15 protein-coding genes and 1 pseudogene are annotated in these 22,259 nt (G+C 39.6%); 4 read left to right on the plus strand and 12 right to left on the minus strand.

From position 1 onward, the window contains the following. The first annotated feature begins 604 nt into the window (after positions 1 to 604). Positions 605 to 1,306, plus strand: coding sequence for an IS1-like element ISPa14 family transposase (locus F991_RS03605; RefSeq protein WP_001223318.1), 702 nt, complete (start codon positions 605 to 607; stop codon positions 1,304 to 1,306). 277 nt (positions 1,307 to 1,583) lie between these two features. On the opposite strand, the gene F991_RS03610 is transcribed toward F991_RS03605, so the two are convergent. The 6 genes from F991_RS03610 to F991_RS03635 form a co-directional block, all read right to left on the minus strand. Continuing rightward, positions 1,584 to 2,669 (minus strand): type II toxin-antitoxin system antitoxin DNA ADP-ribosyl glycohydrolase DarG, encoded by a 1,086-nt coding sequence (locus F991_RS03610; protein ID WP_004669001.1) that lies wholly within the window; start codon positions 2,667 to 2,669, stop codon positions 1,584 to 1,586. Further along, positions 2,669 to 3,325, minus strand: a complete 657-nt coding sequence (locus F991_RS03615; RefSeq protein WP_000233088.1) for a type II toxin-antitoxin system toxin DNA ADP-ribosyl transferase DarT — start codon at positions 3,323 to 3,325, stop codon at positions 2,669 to 2,671. Before F991_RS03615 ends, F991_RS03610 begins: the two co-directional genes overlap by 1 nt. 238 nt (positions 3,326 to 3,563) lie before the next feature. Further along, positions 3,564 to 6,767, minus strand: coding sequence for a DEAD/DEAH box helicase (locus F991_RS03620; RefSeq protein WP_003129329.1), 3,204 nt, complete (start codon positions 6,765 to 6,767; stop codon positions 3,564 to 3,566). 32 nt (positions 6,768 to 6,799) lie between these two features. Beyond that, a complete protein-coding gene (locus tag F991_RS03625; protein ID WP_003114524.1) occupies positions 6,800 to 8,170 on the minus strand; it encodes an EH signature domain-containing protein in 1,371 nt (456 codons plus the stop codon). A 5-nt stretch (positions 8,171 to 8,175) separates the two neighbouring features. Next, on the minus strand, positions 8,176 to 8,907 hold the full coding sequence (gene zorB1, locus F991_RS03630; RefSeq protein WP_003114525.1) for a type I Zorya anti-phage system protein ZorB1: 732 nt from the start codon (positions 8,905 to 8,907) through the stop codon (positions 8,176 to 8,178). An 18-nt stretch (positions 8,908 to 8,925) separates the two neighbouring features. After that, on the minus strand, positions 8,926 to 9,837 hold the full coding sequence (locus F991_RS03635; protein ID WP_228127765.1) for a hypothetical protein: 912 nt from the start codon (positions 9,835 to 9,837) through the stop codon (positions 8,926 to 8,928). 104 nt (positions 9,838 to 9,941) lie between these two features. On the opposite strand from F991_RS03635, the gene F991_RS17010 reads away from it, so the two are divergent. After that, positions 9,942 to 11,086, plus strand: a protein-coding gene (locus tag F991_RS17010; protein WP_155757138.1) for an IS3 family transposase whose coding sequence is annotated in 2 segments (ribosomal slippage) — positions 9,942 to 10,206 and positions 10,206 to 11,086 — 1,146 coding nt in all. Because the reading frame shifts where the segments join, the coding sequence is not laid out codon by codon here. Positions 11,087 to 11,125: 39 nt separating this feature from the next. Here F991_RS17010 and zorA read toward each other — a convergent pair. Genes zorA through F991_RS03665 form a run of 4 tightly spaced genes read right to left on the minus strand, consistent with a single transcriptional unit; the run spans position 11,126 to position 19,205 of the window. Continuing rightward, positions 11,126 to 12,271: an anti-phage ZorAB system protein ZorA gene (gene zorA, locus F991_RS03650; protein ID WP_004669003.1), complete on the minus strand. Its 1,146-nt coding sequence runs from the start codon at positions 12,269 to 12,271 to the stop codon at positions 11,126 to 11,128. A 48-nt stretch (positions 12,272 to 12,319) separates the two neighbouring features. Beyond that, positions 12,320 to 15,568 (minus strand): type I restriction endonuclease subunit R, encoded by a 3,249-nt coding sequence (locus tag F991_RS03655; protein ID WP_004669004.1) that lies wholly within the window; start codon positions 15,566 to 15,568, stop codon positions 12,320 to 12,322. Further along, a complete protein-coding gene (locus tag F991_RS03660; protein WP_004669005.1) occupies positions 15,565 to 16,920 on the minus strand; it encodes a restriction endonuclease subunit S in 1,356 nt (451 codons plus the stop codon). The genes F991_RS03655 and F991_RS03660 overlap by 4 nt, the downstream gene beginning before the upstream one ends. Beyond that, a complete protein-coding gene (locus F991_RS03665; RefSeq protein ID WP_004669006.1) occupies positions 16,920 to 19,205 on the minus strand; it encodes a type I restriction-modification system subunit M in 2,286 nt (761 codons plus the stop codon). The genes F991_RS03660 and F991_RS03665 overlap by 1 nt, the downstream gene beginning before the upstream one ends. A gap of 299 nt (positions 19,206 to 19,504) precedes the next feature. On the opposite strand from F991_RS03665, the gene F991_RS17015 reads away from it, so the two are divergent. Together F991_RS17015 and F991_RS03670 are read left to right on the plus strand one after the other, a co-directional pair. After that, positions 19,505 to 19,675 carry a YhfG family protein gene (locus F991_RS17015; protein WP_000935322.1) on the plus strand — a complete coding sequence of 57 codons (171 nt, stop codon included), beginning with the start codon at positions 19,505 to 19,507 and terminating at the stop codon, positions 19,673 to 19,675. A gap of 12 nt (positions 19,676 to 19,687) precedes the next feature. Beyond that, positions 19,688 to 20,284, plus strand: a complete 597-nt coding sequence (locus F991_RS03670; RefSeq protein ID WP_004669007.1) for a putative adenosine monophosphate-protein transferase Fic — start codon at positions 19,688 to 19,690, stop codon at positions 20,282 to 20,284. 103 nt (positions 20,285 to 20,387) lie between these two features. On the opposite strand, the gene F991_RS03675 is transcribed toward F991_RS03670, so the two are convergent. Beyond that, on the minus strand, positions 20,388 to 21,284 hold the full coding sequence (locus F991_RS03675; RefSeq protein WP_004669008.1) for a recombination directionality factor: 897 nt from the start codon (positions 21,282 to 21,284) through the stop codon (positions 20,388 to 20,390). 130 nt (positions 21,285 to 21,414) lie between these two features. Beyond that, positions 21,415 to 22,164, minus strand: a pseudogene (locus F991_RS03680) (YqaJ viral recombinase family protein); the annotation flags it as partial. Positions 22,165 to 22,259: the final 95 nt, after the last annotated feature.

The raw sequence follows: 22,259 nt of genomic DNA on the forward strand, positions 1-22,259 counted from the left end.
TTTTTTCAAAAAAAACGACAATGCAAAAATTAAATATTTCATGCAAAAAATGCATAATTTTGAATGTTTTTTGAGTGATATAAATGAAATAAAGTTCAGATTCAAAGCTCAAATAAGCAAGACTTGGTAGATGAAATACGAGTTATATTTATTTGATAAATTAAGTAAATTTTTCACATCTTCTATAATGATCTTGTAAAAAGACGCATTTACAGCAAGCGCTTTAATACAAACGCAATCATCACGCTTCATGACATGCTAAATCAACTCTCCTCACTACAAAACATGATTCTGCATCTATAACTATTTACTGGAGAACATCGCCATTCATTTTTTATTTAATCCGCACTCAAGGATTTTCTCTAATCCATACTTTTTATATGTGATATAAAAGTATGGATATAAAAAAAGTCCTTGTTTACACAAGGACTTTTTGAATTTGGCGGAAGCGGTGGTAGTCACATTAAAGTTATAATCAATTGTTTTAATTACAAAATTATTTATCATTAATATTTTTTACTACCATTTTTACTACTATAAAATTTGGTGGTGTTTCAAAAAGTATGCTGAAACAAAGCAGGTTGAATTTTGATAAAATAGAGAAATGCGAATAACTCTAGAAATCAAATGTCCAACCTGCCTCAGTGACAGTATAAAGAAAAATGGCATCAAAGTAGATGGGAAACAAAACTATCAGTGCAAAGACTGTAAACGTCAGTTTATTGGTGACCATGCTCTGAGCTATCTAGGATGTAATTCAGGCATTACTCGAAAAATATTACAGTTGATGGTCAGAGGTAGTGGTATACGAGATATCGCTGAAGTTGAGCGAATCAGTATCGGTAAAGTTTTACGTACTTTAACCGAATCGACCTACCAAATTCAGCCTAAACAAAGTCATTATGAGTCTCTTGAAGTTGATGAGTTTTGGACTTTTGTGGGAAATAAAAATAATAAACAATGGCTTATTTACGCCTACCATCGAGAAACAGGTGAGATTGTTGCTTATGTTTGGGGTAAAAGAGACTTAGCTACAGTTCAACGATTGAAGACAAAGCTTAAACAATTAGGTATTCACTACACCCGAATTGCAAGTGATCATTGGGACAGTTTCATAACTGCTTTTAAAAACTGCAAGCAAAGTATTGGTAAATTTTTTACTGTAGGTATTGAAGGTAATAATTGCAAAATAAGGCATCGAATTAGGCGCGGTTTTAGAAGGAGTTGTAATTTTTCAAAAAAGATTGAAAACCATTTTAAAGCTTTCGACTTAACCTTTTTTTACATCAATAATGGCTTCATTTAATGTCAGCATACTTTTTGAAACACCACCTAAAATTTTACTATCTTTTTTGTAACTATTCATCCAGCTTTACTCTTATTCCATGAAGTAACAAATGAGTCAGGATAATCTTATGCGCCAATCAGAACAATCATACACCAGAGACCTTGCAATACGAATACTTCAACAGTCAGATTACATCGTAAAAAATCTTGGCAAATTCACCCAATGCTTAATCTTTCTCATTATAATCTTTAGCATTCTATTTACTAAAAAAAAGAAAAAAGTCGAATACTAAGATTTAAGTTACATCTGAATAAGAATAAGCAAAACCATCTAATTTTTGTAATGCAAATTGAATATGCTCTGCTTTGAATAAATCAGATTTCCGTCTTGCCCAACGCTCACCTGCACTCCAATTCGCTAACCCTTCTTGAATTGATTCAACATTAGGTTGATAACCTTCCTTATAGATAAGCCAATCTACTGTTGCCAAAAGCTCCATACCAAATGGTGATTCAAAACCCTCTATCAATGTTGCAGCTCCTTCTACAGCAGCCATATACTCTTTTGCTTCACTAATCAGATAACCTTGAACTTTACTTTTTTGCTGATCATTGAACCAAATCACATCTAAGGGGTCACAATCAGGAATTCGCTTGTCCGATTTGAGATAGCTACCATCCATTGCATTCAACAAATGGTCTAAATTAGAAGCATAAGGACCATAATAGTTCGCCTGAAAATTAAGCTTCAATTCATTTGGTAATTGTTTTTGCTCAATAACTCGCTGTAAAAACCATGCCAGTTTTTGGATTTCTAATAGACTACATTCAATCCCCAATACCCAATAACGACGTACTAACTCTGCAATCATGGCTCGTGCTGGTGTAAGTTGTGATACACCTATTTTCTTTGCCACGTTTTGATACTGTGTGGTTGGTTCAAAAATCAAAATATCCACATACTCTAAATCGGATAATTCTGTCTCAATTTTTGATTTAACACGACTCCACTCTAACCCACCATTACCCGCACCTAATGGTGGAATTGCAATAGATTTAACTTGATGATCAATGATGAACTTTTTAAGATCCTGCAAACCATCTTCAATCCATTGGAGTTTGGATTTATCCCGCCAATGCTGTTTAGTTGGAAAGTTAATAATCCAACGTGCGCCCATTAACTCATTAGTTTCAGTCACAAACATTTTTCCAGTTGTAACCTGTCCAGCTTTGCACGCTTGACTATAAGCTGCCATGTTTTTTGGAAAACGCTCCTTAAACATTAAAGCAATACCTTTACCCATTACACCAACGGTATTCACGGTATTTACCAATGCTTCTACAGGAGCATCTAATAAGTTTCCTGTTGTATAACGAATCATTAGAAATACACCCCTTGTCTCACATGCACAGGAATATTAACATCTGCTTGTTGCAGCCACTGTTCTATTTGAGCTTTAACTGTTTCAGTATAACATATCACCCCAATCAATACTTTTGTTGGGCAGTGTTGATGAACTAACGCTTCGGCTTGATAACGTTCAAACTTCGCAGGATCATCCATATCTCTTTTAAAATCTCTTGCCTGTAATATTGACCAATCGATCTCATTTAAGCTAGATAAATCTGTATAGAATTCAGCCCATTGGTAATAGGCATGACTATTTGTAAAAACAAAAGGAATTTGCTGCTGCTGTAGCTGATACAAACTAGAAACTAAAATAACAATTTCATCATTAGTACGCTGACGTACACCGCCACGGCCACTCTTTATATTCAGCAGCATAGGTGAAAATGGTGTGAAATAAAATGGAATATAGTCACTTAGCACACCCTTTTTCCCTACAGGAACAGGATGCAGTTGTCTTTTCTCAATCAGTTCTGGACTGCCAATCTGAACCCAATTTACACATTGTGTTGGACTATTGCTGCTATGTAAGCCATTTTCTAATATCCACGGAATATTATCACGATGCACAATACGCCAAATCAATGCCTTTTGCGGATTGAGTACATCACTATAATTACGTCCAACCATCTTGCTCTACAATTAGAATAAGCCTGCTTAAACATAGCATAGATTTAGGCTCTCCCTCTATAATTTTGATATATGCCTCCAAACCGAGGGAACCCAATGTAAGGCATAATTCAGCTTACTTTTGAATAAGCATGATTTGGTTGTCAGTAAATTTAGATGTTTTCATGCAGAATCTCCTGCTTCTATCTTAAGAGAAAACTCTACTTTTACATCCTTTTATTTTTCAGGGGATTACCATCTAAATCATTTCGATCAATTCTTTGCTAAGTTCTCTACTCGGCTGCAGCATATCATCTGCCAGAGCCCGCTTACTTGATAAAAGTCGGTCTAATTTTATCTCAAAAGTATCAAAATCATTTGCTGCTATTGATGGGTAGTAAACAAAAACTTCTTTATCTTGTCCTATACGATACGCACGGTCAGTTGCCTGATCTTCCTTGGCAGGATTCCAACTGCGCGTATAATGAATGACATGATTAGCTTTTTGGATATTAACGCCAAAGCCTACAGCAGTGGTTGATAAAATAATCACATTAAAACCACTAGTTGCTTGGAATCTATCAATAAGGTTTTGCCGTGTTAAACCTTTTTTGCTACTTGTATTTGAATCCCCATTAACGGTTGTAACATTTAAGCCGAATCGTTCTAGAAGAATCCGTTTCAGGAATACTTGAATATCTCTAAATTCTGTAAAAATAATAACTTTTTCATTCTTTGCCTTAATTGCTTCTAAGGTTTTAATCAACCAATCTACTTTAGGTGATTCATGAATTGAAGCATTCGGTTGCAATTGGAATGGATGTGCACAAATCATTCGCATACTGTGCAGTGAAGCCAACATCGCACCTTGATTACCTTCTTCAGACAACTTTCTGTAGCGATTAATTACATCCGCATATAAGTGACGTTGAAGTGAAGAAATCGTAATATTTTTACAATGATTTACTTCAATTTTTTCTGGTAAGTCAGCAACATCATGTTTCATTCGTCTTAAAACTTGTGGTGCAATCAAGTTCCGCAATTGTTCCAATACTTCATTATCCACATTATCAAGATTTTCTATAGGGCGACGATAAGTTTTTCCAAATTCATTCAATGACCCTAACAAATTTTCTTGTATAAAATCAAATAAGCACCATAAGTCAGTGAGTGAATTTTCCACTGGAGTACCAGTACATGCTATTTTAAAGTCTGCCTTTTGAGCTTTAGCCGCTTTTGTCACCATAGCCGTAGGTACTTTAATTTTTTGTGCTTCATCGCAAACCATAATCCCCCAATCAACTCGCGCTAAAGAAAACTCTAGATCACGCATCGTTTCATAGGTTGTGAGGACAATATCCGCATCACTTAGCCACTCTTCTTCAAGCAAATGCGTAATACCGTGATCGTCTCTCAATTGAGCAGAAATTAAATGCTTGGGAATTTTTCGATCTTTTAAATTCTCACCATATAGACTTAGGATCTTAGGAAATTTAGCACTGAAGAACCGATTTGCTTCTGCCTCCCAGTTTTCTAACAATGAAACTGGAGCAACCACTAAAACTGGTTTTTTATCTTTCGCATTTTCTAAATATTCACCAATAAAGCACAACAATTGCAGGGTCTTCCCCAATCCCATATCATCTGCTAAAAGACAGCCACTTACCTGTTCCGGTGCATATTGATGTAGATTCTGCAACCATGCAACTCCATACTCCTGATGCGGTTTTAAACCGAATTCCTGACTTCTGAAACTTGAAGGCAATCTAGCTGGGGGATGGTTCTTCTCATCAAAAACCAATTGATCTGCTCGTTGTTTAGTAAACTCAGCTTTATCAATGTTATTCGCGATAAGTAATGTATCTTTCTTTTTTTTCTGTAGATTAACCGTAGATTCTTCTAATGTTTCAATAGGTTCTTTTCTATTTGAATCGCTCAGACTATTTAATAATTTTTTAGCGTCATCTACTGAGACTTCAGTGTTCGCATTAGGAATTAGAACCTGATCTTTACCTTCTTGCTCAGCCTGTTTGATACGCTGTTCAAGCAACTCTATTGCTTCATTAGACAAGCGATCCTGGAATTGTTGCTCCAACTCCATGAGATGCTGTGGCAACCACTCTGATTCACCACTGTCTCTTTGAATAAACTCAGAGTTTAGTTTTTGTGCTTCACCTATACCAATGACCCGATCACTGTAATTAGATAGATCTAAAACTTGCTGTGCTTGTAACTCATCTTCATATTTTTGGATTTCTGTTAGATCACTTTTTAACTCTTGAACCTGATGATCCAAATAGCTCGTTTTATCAATTGTATAACCCGCCCACATGAAAATTGGTGATGGCTTTTCATAAGCAGAGATAAAATATTTTGTTTGCTCTAGATTGGAGAGTTCCAACAGAATCGGTTGTTGTTCACGACCTGAATTTTCGTTAAGAGTTAATTGAGCAGAAACATAATGCCCTAACTCATTATAGAATTTATATATCTGTAAGCTGTAACTATAGATTTCTGCATCTTGCTTTGATTTTTCAAAACCTTCAGGAGAGATGACCTCTGTGGCATCATCTCCTAATTGCGCGAAGGGGTTATGCAAAAATGTTTGAGCGCGCTCACCAGATACACGTCTATTCGGCATCTTTTTAATTTCACTCAGCACATTTTTGACTTGAGGATCAATGACTACATGAGCGACTCCACCATCTGGTAGGCTAATGCTATATTGATCTTGTACCTGATTATAGTGATCAAAAGTTTGCAACCAATTTGACGGTGCCTCCTCAAAGGAGGGTTGTACTTCTACAACTGATTCCTGACTAATCAAGTTCTTACGTAGATTTAATTGTAATTTTTCAGGTGCAAGTACCACGGTCTTACGAAGAAACTCATCTAAATTTGCCTGACTTCGATTAGCTAAACTTCGTATTTGAGCCCAATACTTTTGATTGAGCTTATTATCTTTATTTGAAATACGAGCAAATTCTTTAATTTTTTCTAAAAGCTTCCAAGTCGTTTCATTTAGTAAATATTCTTGACCATCAACATTCAGTACGGCACCTATTCGTTTAATTAGGCCTTTAGACTTAATCCTATTTTGATCACACCATCCATCTAGAATGATTTTAAAATCAGGATCACTTAATCCTCCCTCACTACGAATCACTGGATGTAAATTCGTTGGACTTGGTAAGTTGAGTAAATTAAGTACGTTACTATGTTCGGGATCTTGCTGAAGCTGAAACAGCTCCTCCCATGGCAATACATACTGATCATCCATGAGATAGGCGATATCTTCTTCTTCTAGACTTTCCCAATAAAAATCAGCGTCATTTTTAGCATTCTGTTGATAAGGATAAATCAATCCAACGTCATCATATTGTAAAGACTTTATACTCGCCATCAAGTTATCTTCAACAACAGAGTCAGTACTTTTTTTCCTTTTCCAGAATGTTAATTTCATGATTGTCCTGTAAATAGTTTAATTACTTAAATTTATCTCTTAGAAAAGATACCGAGTCGAGCCAAGGCATTATCAAATCGTGGTTGCCAATTACCATTCCTTGTTTGACGATCAATACAAATTTCCTGATTTCTCAGTGTCTTAATTTCAATTTTTCCGACATAGTCTTTGTAAGGAAGACGGTTATAAAAATAACAAGCATTACCTGTTTCAGAAAAATCAACAATATAAATATTATCGATTTTCAAAAGGAAAGCATTATTGGTAGACGTTGTAGAACCGGCTAATTCTTTCAGCCTACCCCTATTCAATCTTCTAAATTTCAAATGTTCATCGCGTCTAGAATTCAATGCATTAGAACCCAAAAAGATCTGAGAAAAGTTAATTTGATCAATAAACCGCATCCAATAATTAAATCTTTGAATATCTGCATTCTGATTGAATAATTTAAAGAAAGCTTCCAAATCTGCTCTAACAAACCACTGAATCACCATTTTTTTGGTATCAGCATTTACGTTATTCCATCCCGCTGAAGATTCATACTGAGGATTACCCCATTGATCCAAGGCTAGATGTTTTAATACCTCATGTACTTTCTCTCTCTGAGAAGTACTAGCGTACCGTTCTAGAAGTGCGGCCAAAATAGTGGTTGTATATATTTTATTTTTTTCAAGCAATACTAAAAAGCGTGGGATAATTTGAAAATACTCATCCTCTTTCATTGTCTTGATCGACTTAATTGCAGATCGAATCAAATCATCCCAAAACCAACTACCCGAAGCTATTCTTAAACTTTCTAATTGATTAGCAACTCTGTTTTCATCATTATCTTGTAAAAATTCACGTACAAATTTTTTCGTAGGTTCTGTGGTTAAAACCTCTGAATTATCTATAAGAGTCGTCATCCATTTTTTTAGTCGAGTCGAATTTTTAAATACCAAAGATTTGTTCGTATTTAATATATTTCTTAACTGAACCCAGCTATCAGGTTGTTTTTCTAATTCCTTTGCTTGAAAGGAAAAATAGCTATATAACAATGGAAAATAAACAAACTGGAGTTGGTCAATTCCCAATTGGTTGAAATAATCAATTAATCTTACACCTACAGGTGTGAATAAAAGTTTTTCTTCATAATTGGGCAGTTTTTTACTGAGAGACCAAGCCAAATTTTTCCAATCTCGTTTAGTCAGCCCATCAAACCCGTGTTGTTCAAGTTTTAGAACTGATTTGATAATTTTTTCTTCTAATGGTTGTTCATTTTCAAGAACATCGAGTTTATGCTCAATAATAGACAATGTTTTCATTAAACGCTGAGGTCTAACAAATTTAGTCTGTATATGAGTTGGTTCAGAAAATACACTTATTTTTTCTTCAAGACGACGTTTTAGATTCGCAATACTCATCACTATCACCGTGTCAATTGGCATGTTTCAACAGGCGCTGAAACAAAATGGGGTTGCGGCTCAGCGTTCTCTTTTTCTTTTAAACCATAGAATTGCATCCGTAGCTCAACACGACGTGAGGCTTCTTTACTATCCTTAGCTGAATTAAAAGAGACCCCACCAGCTAAAAATAATTGTTTAACCTGGTTCTTTTGTGCGTCACTCAGACTTAACCCATGACTAAACTTGGGATCGAGTAAATTGCACATGACCCATTCTGAACGACGTAAACTTAAGTTTAAGTTATAGAGATATGAACCATCCGTATCTGTGAACCCTTCAATCACAATTTGTTTAAACCATTTTTTTCCATTTTCACTATTAGCAGCATTTAAAACAATGGGTACTAACGTATTTAATGCCTCTACTCCTGCTGCATTTAACCGGTAGTCATTATGGCCAAACCGACCAGCTTCTCCAAAGTTGATACGATTGTCCTTACAATCAACATTAATGATCTTATTTTTCAACGCGGCATCATTTTGAATACTAGTACAAATATCCAAAATCTCTGAACTACGTTGATTTTCGGCTTGAGTCGCTTCATTGATTTTTTTCGTTACGACCATTAATGACACAGCCATTACGACTAAAAACAAGGTCATTAATGCTGTCATTAAATCAGCAAATGAAATCCAAAAAGGTTTTTCACCTTCATCTTTAGAACGTGGTTTCTTAGAGTACCTGTTACCTAACATTAATCATGTACCCCAAAATTAGTTTTTCTTTTGTTGTACTAGATCTTCCAGATCTTCTACAAAACTACCCAAGCCTTCTATACTATCAACAAGGCGTTTTACAGCTTGATCAAGTGTATTATCAAAATCTCTTAAAGAATGATTTAAGCTGGTTTCCATAGAGGAATCAAAACTGACAAAACTTTTCACCAGCACATCACTGACTTGCTCAAGATAATCCTGCATTTCTTTCTTCACTTGATTTAATGCATTTGTCATGTGATTCATATCTTCAAGCATTTTGGTACTCATACCAGCTTCAGATTGAGCTTGTTTAATCAAACCATCTAAAGTACTGATTGCCTGTTTTACACTCTCTTGTGAGTCTTTATAGTCTTTTAATAGAGCGATTAAATTGCTGCTTGCGCTGGTCAAATGTGTAGAGGTGGTACTTACTTCTGCAATCAACTGTGATGTCTTATCAGTCACTGTAATCAAAGAACTGCCCGCAGTATTAAACTGTTCAGAAGCTAAGCGCATTTTTTCAGCACCGTTATTCATACCCGTAATACTATCCGTTGTCACTTGAGATAATTTCTGAATATTTTCTTTATATACTTGGACCGCATTTTGACTGTGTGCAATCAAATCTTTAATTTCAGTTCCTAAATTATCAATTAATGTAGATGATTGTTCGTGCAATTTTTGCTGATTTTCTAGAATTACACGATCTTGTTCCATACGCTGTTTCGTGACATCTGACATTAACTCAGACATCGTTCCGCCTAGATTCCCCATCAACTCCGAGACTTTGCCATTTAACTGCTCAATCGCATGTTGACCTTGTTCTCCAATTTTTGCGGCACCTTGAGATAAATGATCCACCATTAAATTCATTTGATCAGACATCTCATTTTGTTTTTGTTGAATATCTTCAATCATTTTCGACATCTGTATTTCTAATGTTTTCGTCGAAGTTAGAGGTGGATCAGGAAATTTGAACAACACTTATAAGTGATATTTTGCTCCCCAAATGATGTTATAAACATCAATATATGGAGTATTTTATGACACGTAGACCAAGAAGAAATCATTCAAATGACTTTAAAGCTAAGGTAGCACTTGCTGCGATTAAAGCAGAAAAAACACTTGCTGAATTGAGTGCTGAATTTGATGTTCATCAAAACCAAATTATTGACTGGAAAAATCAACTGATTTCAGCTTCCTCGCAAGCTTTCGATCAATCAAAAGCTCCAACAGAACCACCCATCGATCTAAAAAAACTACATGCAAAAATCGGTGAGCAGGCATTAGAAATTGATTTTTTAGAAGGTGTGTTGAAGAAACTGGGTCGCTTCAACCACAAAAGTTAATCGATGACTCACTTCAGATTTCAGTATCTAAGCAAGCTAAGCTGCTGAAAGTCTCCCGTGGTTGTTATTACTATCGCCCAAAACCTGTGAGTGAATCAGATCTGAAGCTGATGCGCTGTATGGATGAGTTACATATGCAATACCCTTTTGCAGGTAGCCGTATGATGCGTGATTTATTGAATCGTCAAGGACATCATATAGGACGACGTCATACACGTACTTTAATGAAGAAAATGGGCATTAATGCGTTATATTGCAAACCAAATTTAAGCCAGGCTAATCAAGCTCACCGTAAATATCCATATCTGCTCAAAGGATTGGCTATTCAGCGCAGTAATCAAGTGTGGTCTACGGATATAACGTATATCCCTATGGCAAAAGGCTTTGTTTATTTATGTGCTGTGATTGATTGGCATAGCCGCAAGGTACTTGCGCATAGAGTATCGATTAGTATGGAGGTTACATTTTGCATAGAAACATTAAATGAAGCTATTGAAAAATATGGCCGACCTGAAGTCTTTAATACAGACCAAGGCAGTCAGTTTACCAGTGATGCATTTATTGATGTATTGAAATCAAATGGCATTCAAATCAGTATGGATGGTAAAGGTCGATGGGTTGATAATGTGATGGTTGAACGATTATGGCGGAGCGTTAAATATGAAGAGGTGTATCTCAAAGCCTACAGCAATGTTTTGGATGCGAAGAAGCAATTAAACGCATATTTTGAATTTTATAATTTGAAACGACCTCATTCGAGTCTGGACAAAATGACTCCAGATGAGTTTTACTATGACCAGCTACCACAACAAAATAAGGTAGCTTAACTAGAGCAGAGTATCACTTATAAATAAGCTTTTAGTTGTTCAAACAAGTGGGACCACCTCTGTTTCACTATTAATTTTCATATCTGTCAGTAATTGAGAGAAACCTAATTGCATTTCCTTCATAGCAGATACTGATTGAGTCATCATCTCAGTCATGCCCGTCATTTGACTGCCGAACGTAGACTCCAATTTATTCATAAAGGCTGTAAGCACATCAGTCATGAGTTCTTGGACGGCTGAACCATTGTCACTACTCACTTGTTGTACGCTAGACGCAATTTTATCTAGAGGTGCTTGCAAGGTATCCGTAATCGATTGACCAATCTGGGTCGCCATATCCTGACTTGATTTCGCATAGCTTTCACTTAACTGTGCAGCAAAAGCAATCTGATTCTTTTTATTTTCCTCAACCAAATTTGTCATCATGACTTTTAAGTCATTAACAAGGCTGTCTTTTAATTGACGAGCATTGGTTTCGTTTGCCTGAGAGGATTTTAATAATTTAGCTAGATACTCTTCTCCAGTGGAATCAGTTTCAAAAAGCTTATCAATTTCTGTCGTTAAAGTTTCTAACTGTTCATAACACTGACGCAACCACGATTTTTCGCGCCAAGTGATAATCATTGCAGTCCCTATCGCAAGTGCAGAAGCCATGAATGCTTCACTTACCCCACCTAATAATAAGCCTAAACTGTCTTGAACTTTTGCTGGATCGCCTGCGGGATCAAAAGCTAATAATCCAAATAGAAGGCCAGCAAATGTAGCAATAATACCTACACCAGTGATAATACCTGGCAAGTGCTTATAAAACTCAACTCTTAAAGGGGTATCCACAATGACAGCTTGTGAAAAAAATACATCACTTGATACCGTTGCACGTGAGGAAACTAGAACATCTTCTCCATCTAGAGTTTCATAGATGTCATGAAAAGAATTTTTGTAATTCAACCAAGCATGTTTTAAAGGCGTATCATTTTCGAATTTTGCATCTAATGAATGCTTATTTAGACTAGAGTTTTCCTCCATTCCTTTTAAGGCATTAATTAGTACTGATAATTGCCCACTTAACTTTTTAGCAGGTTTGATATATTTAGAATAGAATTTAAACCCAATCCATAATACAAAAATGAGCATTCCCACAGGAATGATAAAATAATCCTGCAGAAATTCAGCAAAAGCCAACATATCAATACACCCCTATACTCAAAAATTTAATTCTAAAATGTTTAAAAATTATCGACTGCTCAACATATCAAAAATCACCCGTGCAAATATGCTGGCTTTCGCCGGATCGGACAGCAACTGCATCATCTGTTCCTGATGTGCAGCACTACTGCCAAGAATGGCATCATCCATGGCTTTCGGGAAATCCCCCAGCATGGCCTGTTCACGGGTATTGTTGGCAATCTGCTTCATCACAATCTCATTTTCCGCCAGTTTGTCACGTACCGTATAGGCATAGTTGAGCATGTCTTTATCGGTTAGGTTATCGGTGATAAAGACATCATTCAGACGCTCAATAATCTGTGACAGGAACTCTTCTTTCTTATCACGTGGCTTGGCTGCCCCCAGGTCATTGCCCGGTTCTAGCTTGAAATCTTCAGCATCTTCTTTCAGCTTGATATCCTGCTGACGGATCTTGGACAAGCGGTAATGGCTCATGCTGACATTACTTAAGTCCACCTCATCATCTTTCGTTGCGGTTTCACGCAGCAATGGACGCAGGTTACGCGCATACAGACTGAGCTTCTCCAGTTCTTTGTCATCGTAGTCCACGATCTGCGACATAAACTCGTAAAAACGAGTAAAGCTTCCCAAGTCTTTTTTAAAGATTTCCAGCTTGTCTTTTTCCAACTTGGCCTCTTTAAAGGCATTGTCGGCATTGGCAATCAGCACCGCATCATTGGTTTTCTTGCAGCGTTCCAGCATGTCTCGGGTGGTGTTATAGGCTTCGATGGCCTGACTATAACGTTTCTGCCAGCGTTCAACCGCAGGCTTGCAAATGTTACTGATCGCGGCATTGGATTTGTTCTTGGTAAAGAACGCTTCGACAAACTGTTCAACTTCCGTCCACAGAAAAATCTTGGTAGCTTTCAGCTTTTCAAACAGGTCAAAGATCTGATCCGGATTCGATACATCAGCCAGTTCTGCGGTTTGGTAGTAAGGCTGGAAGGCCCCAAGAATGTCTTCGGGATCGTTAAAGAAGTCCAAGACAAAGGTGCCAGATTCCGCTTTGCCCGGATAGGTACGGTTCAAGCGTGACAAGGTTTGTACGCACTCAACACCACCCAGCTTTTTGTCTACGTACATGGCACACAGTTTCGGTTGGTCAAAGCCAGTCTGGAACTTGTTGGCTACCAGCATCACCTGATAGTCATCACTGTCAAAGGCCTTGCGCATTTCCCGACCTTTCAGTCCCGGGTTCATGTTGCGTTCATTAAAGGTCTGCCCGACTAAACCACTGCTGTCGGTATCCTTGTCATTAAACTCAACCTCACCAGAGAATGCGACCATAGCCTGAATGGACTTATAGCCCTGATCCGCCACGTATTTGTCAAAGGCCAGCTTGTAACGCACCGCTTCTTTACGTGAACTGGTCACCACCATGGCTTTAGCCTGCCCCCCCAATAAGCCCATCACGTTATTTTTGAAATGCTCGACAATGACTTTCACTTTCTGAGAAATGTTGTGGTCATGCAGGCGCACCCACTGATTCAGTCTGATCTTAGCTTTTTTGGCATCGACCTGTTTGTCGGCTTCTTCAATTTTCTGTTTGAGTTTATATACCACTTTATAGTTGGTATAGTTTTTCAGCACATCCAGAATAAAGCCTTCTTCAATGGCTTGACGCATGGAGTAGACATGAAAAGCTTCTGGCTTGTTCTGCTTGGAGGGTGGTAGCTCAGGATTGGGTACACGGCCAAACAGTTGCAGGGTTTTGTCTTTCGGTGTCGCGGTAAAGGCATAGTAACTGAGGTTATTACTGCCCTTACGTGCAGCCACCACCGCATCCAGAATATCTTCCGAAGACAGTTCAGCATCCTCTTCGCGCTCTTCCAGCATCAACACTTCTTTCAGTTGTCGTGCCGTAGAGCCGCTTTGTGAAGAATGCGCTTCATCGGCAATCACCGCATAACGTCGCTGTTTCAGGTTGGTGCTGTTTTCAATCGCACGCAACACAAAGGGGAAAGTCTGGATGGTCACAATGATAATCGGCTGTGATGTTTCCAGTGCCTTGGCCAGTTTTTCCGACTTGGAGCCATCGCCTTCTTTATTATTGATGCGTCCGACCACGCCATCGGCATGTTCAAACTGGTAGATGGTGTCCTGTAGCTGGGCATCCAGAATGGTACGGTCAGTGACTACAATCACCGAATCAAACAGTTTCTGATTGTGTTGATCGTACAGGGTCGACAACTGATGTGCTGTCCAGGCAATCGAGTTGGACTTTCCTGAACCTGCACTGTGCTGAATCAGATATTTCTGTCCAGTGCCCTCCTCTAATGCGGCATTGATCAGTTTGGTGACCACATTCCACTGGTGGTAACGTGGGAAGATCAGCAGTTCTTTTTTGTACTTGCGGCCTTCCCAGTCTTCTTTTTCTTCAATTTGCAGATGGACAAAACGTCCAATGATATTCAGCAAATTGTCCGGCGTGAGGACTTCATTCCACAGATAGGCGGTGGCGTACTGATTCTGGTCTTCTGGCACATCATTGCCTGCACCACCTTCCGCTGTACCCTTGTTGAACGGCAGGAAGAAGGTATCTTCTCCGGCCAGTTGGGTCGCCATATAGACTTCGTATTGACTCACGGCAAAGTGTACCAATGCGCCACGCTTAAACATCAGCAAGGGTTCAGGCTTGTTGGTTTCTGGATCTTTCGGCAAGCGGGTGCGTTTGTACTGCAACATGGCATTCTGCACCGCCTGTTTAAACTCGGACTTGAGTTCGAGAGTAGCAACAGGAAAGCCGTTAATAAACAATACCAAGTCAATACGCCATTTCTTGGCCTGTTTGCCCATGTCCTGTAACTCGGCAGCCGTAGCATACGGGCTATAGACCAACTCTGGCACAATGCGGCAGATGTTCTTTTTGTAATTGGCTAAGGTATCGGGATTTAGCGCATGTTCTGGTTTAAACTGACAGAGGAAAAAACGTGCGCTGCGGGTTTTCACTCCGTGACGCAGCACACCTAAAGTGCCATAGGTACGGGATTGTTCATCGGTGGCATTGATGTCGGCTTTCTTCAGCTGGGCAACCACGGCTTCTAGAAAATGCCGTTCGGTATCCTGTGGAAAGATGCGCTGAAACTTCTGCCAGTCTTGTGCTTGGGTTTGTTGCACAAAATCTAGTACGTCCTGCTCATACAAGGCGGTTTCACGGTTGTAGCCTTGTGGCGTACCGAGCTGCCAGCCTTTGGCCAGCATCTGTTGAATGATGTCGTTCTGGAAAATGCTTTCACGGGTAGCGTCTAGACTCATGCGCTGAACTCCGTGTCTGCCTCAGCAACATTTGGTGCTTGCCAGTTGCGCACATCAATTTTTCCAGTGACTGCGGCTGAGATGAGAGCGGTTCGGCGTTCTTGCATAAGTGAAATTGCTGATTCTGCTTTTTTGATTAAGCTATCAAATTTTTGAGTCTTTATATTCAAATAAGATACGACTTCTACCTGCTCACTTAAAGGAGGCAAAACTATTGGTAATTTGCGAATATCTCCAATTAGCAAAACTGGTTGCATCCCTGAAGTATTATTAAAATCTATCATTTGTCTAAATGGTAGACTTGTCATCCAATATAAGCAAAATTCAGGAAAAAATAATTTTTTATCATACGTAACTTTCGCGATATTCTGATTAATGTGATAAGTATTATCTTTATCGATTAGTGCAGCATTGCCTAAAGTACCAGTACAAGGCAAAACTAAATCATTTTTATAAAGTTTTGACCGAATTAATTTATAAGAAAGTTTTTGACTTATTCTTTCTGTTTTATTTAAATCCAAGTATCTTTCTTGAATATTAAATCCTCTCAGGGCAATAATTTCTCCATCATCATTTGGTGCCCATAGATTTGTATATTCAAAGCCTGTTAATTTTGTAACTTCGGCATGATAACCAATCTGAGGTATAGCCCAATGCTCCGGCACTTCCCCTAACCATTCCACGCCCGAATCTTTCATCGGGACATTGGGGTCAAGTCCTTTGGTCACGGCATGGCTAATCACCGCCTGACGTTTTTCTTTGAGCAGTTCAATCAGTTGTTGTTGTTTTTCAATCAAATGATCGATTTTGGTGGTTTCATGGTCAAGGAAATTGGCGATTAACTTTTGTTCTGATAATGATGGAATACAAACCTCTATCTCTAGTAAGTCTGTTGCGTTCAAAGCAGAACGCACCCCTTGTCCACCAATTTGGTTGTATACACCTCTTAAATAAAGGTCAAAATAAAAATAATAGAAAAACTTAGAGTCTGTACCTACGAATGGTTTTAAACGTATATATGCAGGACTCATGATTCCTCTTTTAAATACCAATCCAACACGGCTAGTTTTAAAATTCTCTAAGTCAATTAATTTAAATACTAAATCATCCTTTTCAAAAATTTGATAGCCTGAAAATTCAGCAGGTTGTAATCCCTCATCACTATCAATGCTACGTTCAATCACACCATTCATAGTCAAAGCTAATCGATCCATACACTGTAAATCGCGATTAACCTCTTTCAAGCTTTTAAACTTCCATTTTCCTCTTAAAAATTTCCAATCTTTTGGAATATTTCCAATCCATTGCACACCTGAATCCTTATATTCCGCATACGCTTGATACTTTACCATTATGAATGCACCTCTTGCAGCAGCTGCATAATCTCGGCACTCACCGCATCCAGATCGGCATCAATCTCGCTTAAATCACGTGGCGGTTCATACACATAAAAATGACGGTTAAACGGAATTTCATAACCCACAATGCCAATCTCGCCATCTTTTTCATCACGCTTGTCGGCATTGATCCAGGCATCGGCCACATGTGGCTGTACTTCACGTTTAAAGTAATCTTCTATCAGTTCCGTGGTGCTGACTTTTGGATTCAGCGCAATATTCTCAGCATCACGCAAATCACCATCCTGCACAAACTCGACCACTTTGCCTTGGTAGCTAAACTGGCCATACAGTGGGTTTTCAACCTGTTTCAGTACCTTGTTAATCACTGGTTCCGCTTCCGGATTCTTCCAGGTAATGGCATCTAACAGCTGTTTCTTCTCTTTGGCATCCAGCTTGATGTCGGTTTGCTTGAGGGCTTTCTTCAAGACTTCATCAAACTGGTTAAAGTCATCAAACTGCTCAGTGCCAATCACGTCCTGTAAAGCTTGGGCTTTTTCCATCAGGGCTTTCTGGAACAGCCAGATTTTGCTGTCCAGTACCTCTTTAATGTCTTTTTCTTTTAGCTCAGGGAACTCGGCTTTAATCAGGGCACGAACTTCAAGCGCCACGTCCTGCAACTGACCATAAGTTTCTGCTGTCCACACTGTACCAAAGGCTGTGCCCAATTGCGCATCGATACTTTGCATCACGGCATTAAACGGTTTTGGCGCAAAACGTAATGCAGCAATCGCGCTATCCGTGATCTGTGCCGATAAACGTAATGGACGTTCAATGGTCACGCGACGATAGCCAAATTCATGACTGTCAAAGATTTTGCTGGCGAATGGTTTTTGCTGTTCGGTTTCGCCATCGTTTGCCAAAGTATCTACCGCGACAAAATCACCATAGTTCTGGGTAATGGTGGCAATTTCATTTTCAGTCAGATAGTTACGCTTTGAACCCAGCGACTTACGCATTTTGGTACTCAGGTTTGAGGCATTGATCAGCTGTACCTTGCCTTTACGTTCAGCGGCTTTTTTATTGCTGAGTACCCAGATATAGGTGGCAATCCCGGTGTTGTAGAACATGTCGTTCGGTAAGGCAATAATGGCTTCCAGCAAGTCGGCCTCTAAAATGTAACGACGGATCTCGCTTTCACCACTGCCTGCACTACCAGTAAACAATGGTGAACCATTCAGGATAATCCCGATGCGGCTGCCACTCTCGCTACTGCTGGCATCACGCATCTTGCTGATCAGGTGCATCAGGAATAATAATGAACCATCGGACACACGTGGCAAGCCTGCACCGAAACGGCCATCAAAGCCTTTTTGTTCATGCTCGTCCTTGATGTCCTGTTCGATCTTTTTCCAGTCCACACCAAAAGGTGGGTTAGACAGCATGTAGTCAAACTGATCCACAGCAAGCTGGTCATTCGACAGTGTGTTACCGAGTTTAATCCGGCTCACATCCTGCCCTTTGATCAGCATGTCGGCTTTACAGATAGCGTAGGATTCCGGATTCAGTTCCTGGCCAAAGGCACGCATCACCGCATTTGGGTTCAGCTCATGCAGATATTCCATGCCTGAAGACAGGAAACCACCCGTCCCGGCTGTCGGGTCGTAAATGGTACGGATAATGCCGTCTTTGGTCAGCACGTCATCATCTTCCATAAACACCAGTGCAGTGGTCAAACGTACGATGTCACGCGGGGTAAAGTGTTCCCCTGCGGTTTCATTAGAACCTTCGGCAAAACGTCGGATCAGTTCTTCAAACACCAAGCCCATGTCATGGTTGGATACGTTCTTTGGACTCAGATCCGTGGTAGCAAACTTTTGCACGACTTTATACAAAAGGTTGGCATCATCGAGTAAGCCCGCAAATTCGATGAAGTTAAAGTATTCAAATATCTCACGGGCATCTTTAGAGAAACTTTGCACATAAGTGCTTAAGTTGGCCTTGATATCACTTTGCCCCATTTTGCTAAGATCCATTGGGGAGGTGTTAAAGAAGGCTAGACCGTTGGTGGCACGCAGCAATAACTTTTCTTGAGCTTCTTCTGGCAGATTCAGCTTGGAGACTTTTTCATGTTCTGCCAGTACCGCAGCCTTGCTTTCTTCCAGTACACATTCCAAACGACGTAACAAGGTAAATGGCAGAATGATGCGACCGTATTGCGATTGTTTGAAGTCACCACGCAGCAGGTCGGCAACCGACCAGATGAAAGAAGCGATTTGAGAAAAGTTATTGTTGGTCATAGTAGCGAATCAATTCCTGAATTCTTATCTGTGATCAGTATCTGGCGACACTTCGGTTGCTAGAGATAATACTGATAATTTTTAACTGTTGGATAATATTATATTATTTAAAAGCAGATTGTTGATGATTCATTTATTGCATGAGAGTTAAGCGACAAATTTTGTCGTCTGGTTTCAGATTTTTCTCATAGAAGGTTCATCCACCATAACGCTACAACCCTGCTTTTGAAAGCCGTGCCTATTTATAAGCCCATCTGCTAAACTAGGCTTACATCACCTTTGTTCAAGGAAATTCCAAAATGCTAAACACTCTCGAACAGAAAAAAAAATATATCCAAGCTACGCGCTTGCAGAATTATCAAGCCAGTTTAAAGCTGGAAGGCATTAACCCGTCCTCAACCGCACCGGCATTAAGTAAAGCTCAGATTCTACAGAAATATAAGAAATTCTCACAGACCTCGGAATCGTGATCAGGCTTCCTTATGGATAAATATGGTGAAATGGGTGACAGCATTTACTGTTACCCCGACTCGGACGTCCTTAAAAACAAACTGAACATTCAGGATGCTGAAATTCTGCAACAGGCAGAACTGGAGTTGACTGAGTATGCCAGCACACGCATTGAGTATGCCGAGCCACCTTACGATCTCAAATACCTGCAATCCATTCACTTTCAGCTCTTTTCAGACCTGTATGCCTGGGCAGGTGAACTAAGACAAGTGGATATTGCCAAAGGCGATACCCGCTTTTGTACCTTCCCGCGTATTGAAATTGAAGCCAATAAGCTCTTCAAGCAACTTGAGCAGCAGCACTATTTTCAAGGTTTAGCCAAACCAGTACTTATCCAAAAAATCGCTGATTTTTATTGTGAAGTCAACGTGATTCACCCATTTCGTGAAGGCAATGGACGCACCCAGCGTATCTTCTTTGAACACCTACTTGCTCACTGCGGCTATGGGGTACAGTGGAGTAAAATTAACAATAAGGAAGTCTGGATGCAGGCCAATATTGATGGATTCAACTGCCGGCTAGATGGACTGATCGCTATTTTTGAAGCCTGCATTATCACTCCTGAATAACAAAAAAATTAAGGGAGCCAAAGCTCCCTTCAATTAGTGACTAGCCAACTTGTTCAGAATCCATTAATTGACTTACCAAGCTGACTAGATAATTCAACTGTGCTCAATTCACAGCTCTAACACTCTGCTGCAACCCCTGCTGAATCTCTTGCACGTAGCCTAATTGCGCTGAATGCTCTGTATCTACAGCACTGTCACTGTGTGGATAAAATTCCTCCAGCAATTCCATCCCCTCCTCTGCATGCACCTCAAACTTGGCATTGGCAAAACCCTGCCGTGCAATCTGATCTAATGCCGCCTGATCAAACCCTGCCTGTTTTCCCTGTTGGTCAATCTCCTTGGCTGTCTGAATCGCGGTTTGTAAATCCACGCCTTCCCGTAAGGTTAAATCCACGTAATACACGGGCTGACGATAGCTTTGTGTCGTAGACTTGCCTCTAAGAGTGAGTTGTAAAGGTAGGCATGACAGCAAGTCGCCCGATGCTGCATGGTAATAACGGAGTCGTGCTGCTAAGGTTCGAATGCTATTAAAACCTGTGGTCCTAAAGATGAAGGTGCCAAACTCATCTGATTCATCTAAATTGACGTAAAGTCTGCCATAGGGTTTACATAGTCCACCTTGTGCCAGTGGACATAGATCAGGAGATGGGCATGGATGTTGTTCAATGCCATTTTGTCCCAATCGCTGACAAGTTTCCCCATTACCCGTACAGATCACTCGCCCGGTTTGTCGGTCAAATAAAGTGTACTCTGCACGTAGGTTTAGTTCGGGATCATTGAAGAGCATCCGCACTGGAATGCTTCTGAGTTTTTGATTCGGTGCCTTAGCCCTTAGTTGTTCATCGAGTGGATGTTTGACCCAGCCATCCTTATTTTGGATTTGGCTAGTAATGGTAAATTGGTCATCCTTTTCAGGGAGTCGTTTGCCATTCTTTTCGACGATCTTGCCGATACTGATACGTCCTAAAACGGGTGGTGCAATTGCTAAACCTTTAATCATGGTGATGTCCTCAATATAGATGTATAAATAAAATTTGATGCATAAAAAAATCCCACACCTATTTGGGTATGGGATCGATAGATTTCTTTGTTGATTGAGTTGATATGGATGGATGTTCAGGATGTCTGCTTTACCCACCATTCAGATAAATCTGAAATCTTCGTGCCCCCACTTTAATTTGTGGGAACTGCTGTAGATATTCAGGGTGTTGTTTGAGTAAGGCTTTACTATTTAATGTGGTGGAGTCTTGTGACTTCTTCCACGTCACCGATCCATCAATAAACACTGCACGTTCTGCATCTTTCATCATCATTTGCAGTTGATGTTTTAGTTCATCAAAGTATTGCTGGTGTTGCTCTACTTTGTGTCGCTCTTGCAGTAATTGTCTAAATAAGTAGTTGGCTTGTTCATTTTGGGTCAGGTCTTCAACCGACAGTGGAATATGTTCAGGGTAGAGTTGTTTTAAAGCTTTGGCAGCGGAATCAGAAGCATCGACACTCGGTGGAATACCTGATTCCACACATTGCCAGAAGTGACGTTCGGCATTGATGATGTGTTGAATCACGGTTTCATTTCGACTGACTTTATAGATTCGGGTTTCATGTCCACAGATCAAGGCACAGATATGTGCGGCTTGTTTGCCTGTCACTGCCAGTTGATGCTGGACTTGGCACAGTACATACAGTGGGACACCCTCCCGCCATAGCTTAGAGCCATATTCTCCAACGCTTTTACACTCCAAGATTTGCACTTCGTCATTGCCGACCACGGCATAATCGAGATTTGCCAACATAAACTGTTTGTCTTCGTCTGGATGCTGCAAGATGGCATTGACCCGACGGACTTTATGGTTGGTATGCATGCTGTAGTATTCAGCAATTGAACCGTACCAGGTTTGTCGGAGACTCAATATTCTGAGAGACTATTCCGATGAAAAAACCAAACTATACCCCCGAAATTAGAGAAAGAGCGGTT

It is taken from the genome of Acinetobacter sp. CIP-A165 (genome assembly GCF_000367985.1).
Taxonomy (GTDB): Bacteria; Pseudomonadota; Gammaproteobacteria; order Pseudomonadales; family Moraxellaceae; genus Acinetobacter.

Bases quoted from the DNA above. Each gene is read 5' to 3' on its own strand.
- F991_RS03665 (WP_004669006.1), bottom strand. From the start codon at position 19,205: ATGACCAACAATAACTTTTCTCAAATCGCTTCTTTCATCTGGTCGGTT.
- F991_RS03620 (WP_003129329.1), bottom strand. From the start codon at position 6,767: ATGAAATTAACATTCTGGAAAAGGAAAAAAAGTACTGACTCTGTTGTT.
- F991_RS03605 (WP_001223318.1), top strand. From the start codon at position 605: ATGCGAATAACTCTAGAAATCAAATGTCCAACCTGCCTCAGTGACAGT.
- F991_RS03625 (WP_003114524.1), bottom strand. From the start codon at position 8,170: ATGAGTATTGCGAATCTAAAACGTCGTCTTGAAGAAAAAATAAGTGTA.
- F991_RS03670 (WP_004669007.1), top strand. From the start codon at position 19,688: ATGGATAAATATGGTGAAATGGGTGACAGCATTTACTGTTACCCCGAC.
- F991_RS03635 (WP_228127765.1), bottom strand. From the start codon at position 9,837: ATGTCGAAAATGATTGAAGATATTCAACAAAAACAAAATGAGATGTCT.
- F991_RS03655 (WP_004669004.1), bottom strand. From the start codon at position 15,568: ATGAGTCTAGACGCTACCCGTGAAAGCATTTTCCAGAACGACATCATT.
- F991_RS03675 (WP_004669008.1), bottom strand. From the start codon at position 21,284: ATGATTAAAGGTTTAGCAATTGCACCACCCGTTTTAGGACGTATCAGT.
- F991_RS03610 (WP_004669001.1), bottom strand. From the start codon at position 2,669: ATGATTCGTTATACAACAGGAAACTTATTAGATGCTCCTGTAGAAGCA.
- zorA (WP_004669003.1), bottom strand. From the start codon at position 12,271: ATGTTGGCTTTTGCTGAATTTCTGCAGGATTATTTTATCATTCCTGTG.
- F991_RS03660 (WP_004669005.1), bottom strand. From the start codon at position 16,920: ATGGTAAAGTATCAAGCGTATGCGGAATATAAGGATTCAGGTGTGCAA.
- F991_RS17015 (WP_000935322.1), top strand. From the start codon at position 19,505: ATGCTAAACACTCTCGAACAGAAAAAAAAATATATCCAAGCTACGCGC.
- F991_RS03615 (WP_000233088.1), bottom strand. From the start codon at position 3,325: ATGGTTGGACGTAATTATAGTGATGTACTCAATCCGCAAAAGGCATTG.
- zorB1 (WP_003114525.1), bottom strand. From the start codon at position 8,907: ATGTTAGGTAACAGGTACTCTAAGAAACCACGTTCTAAAGATGAAGGT.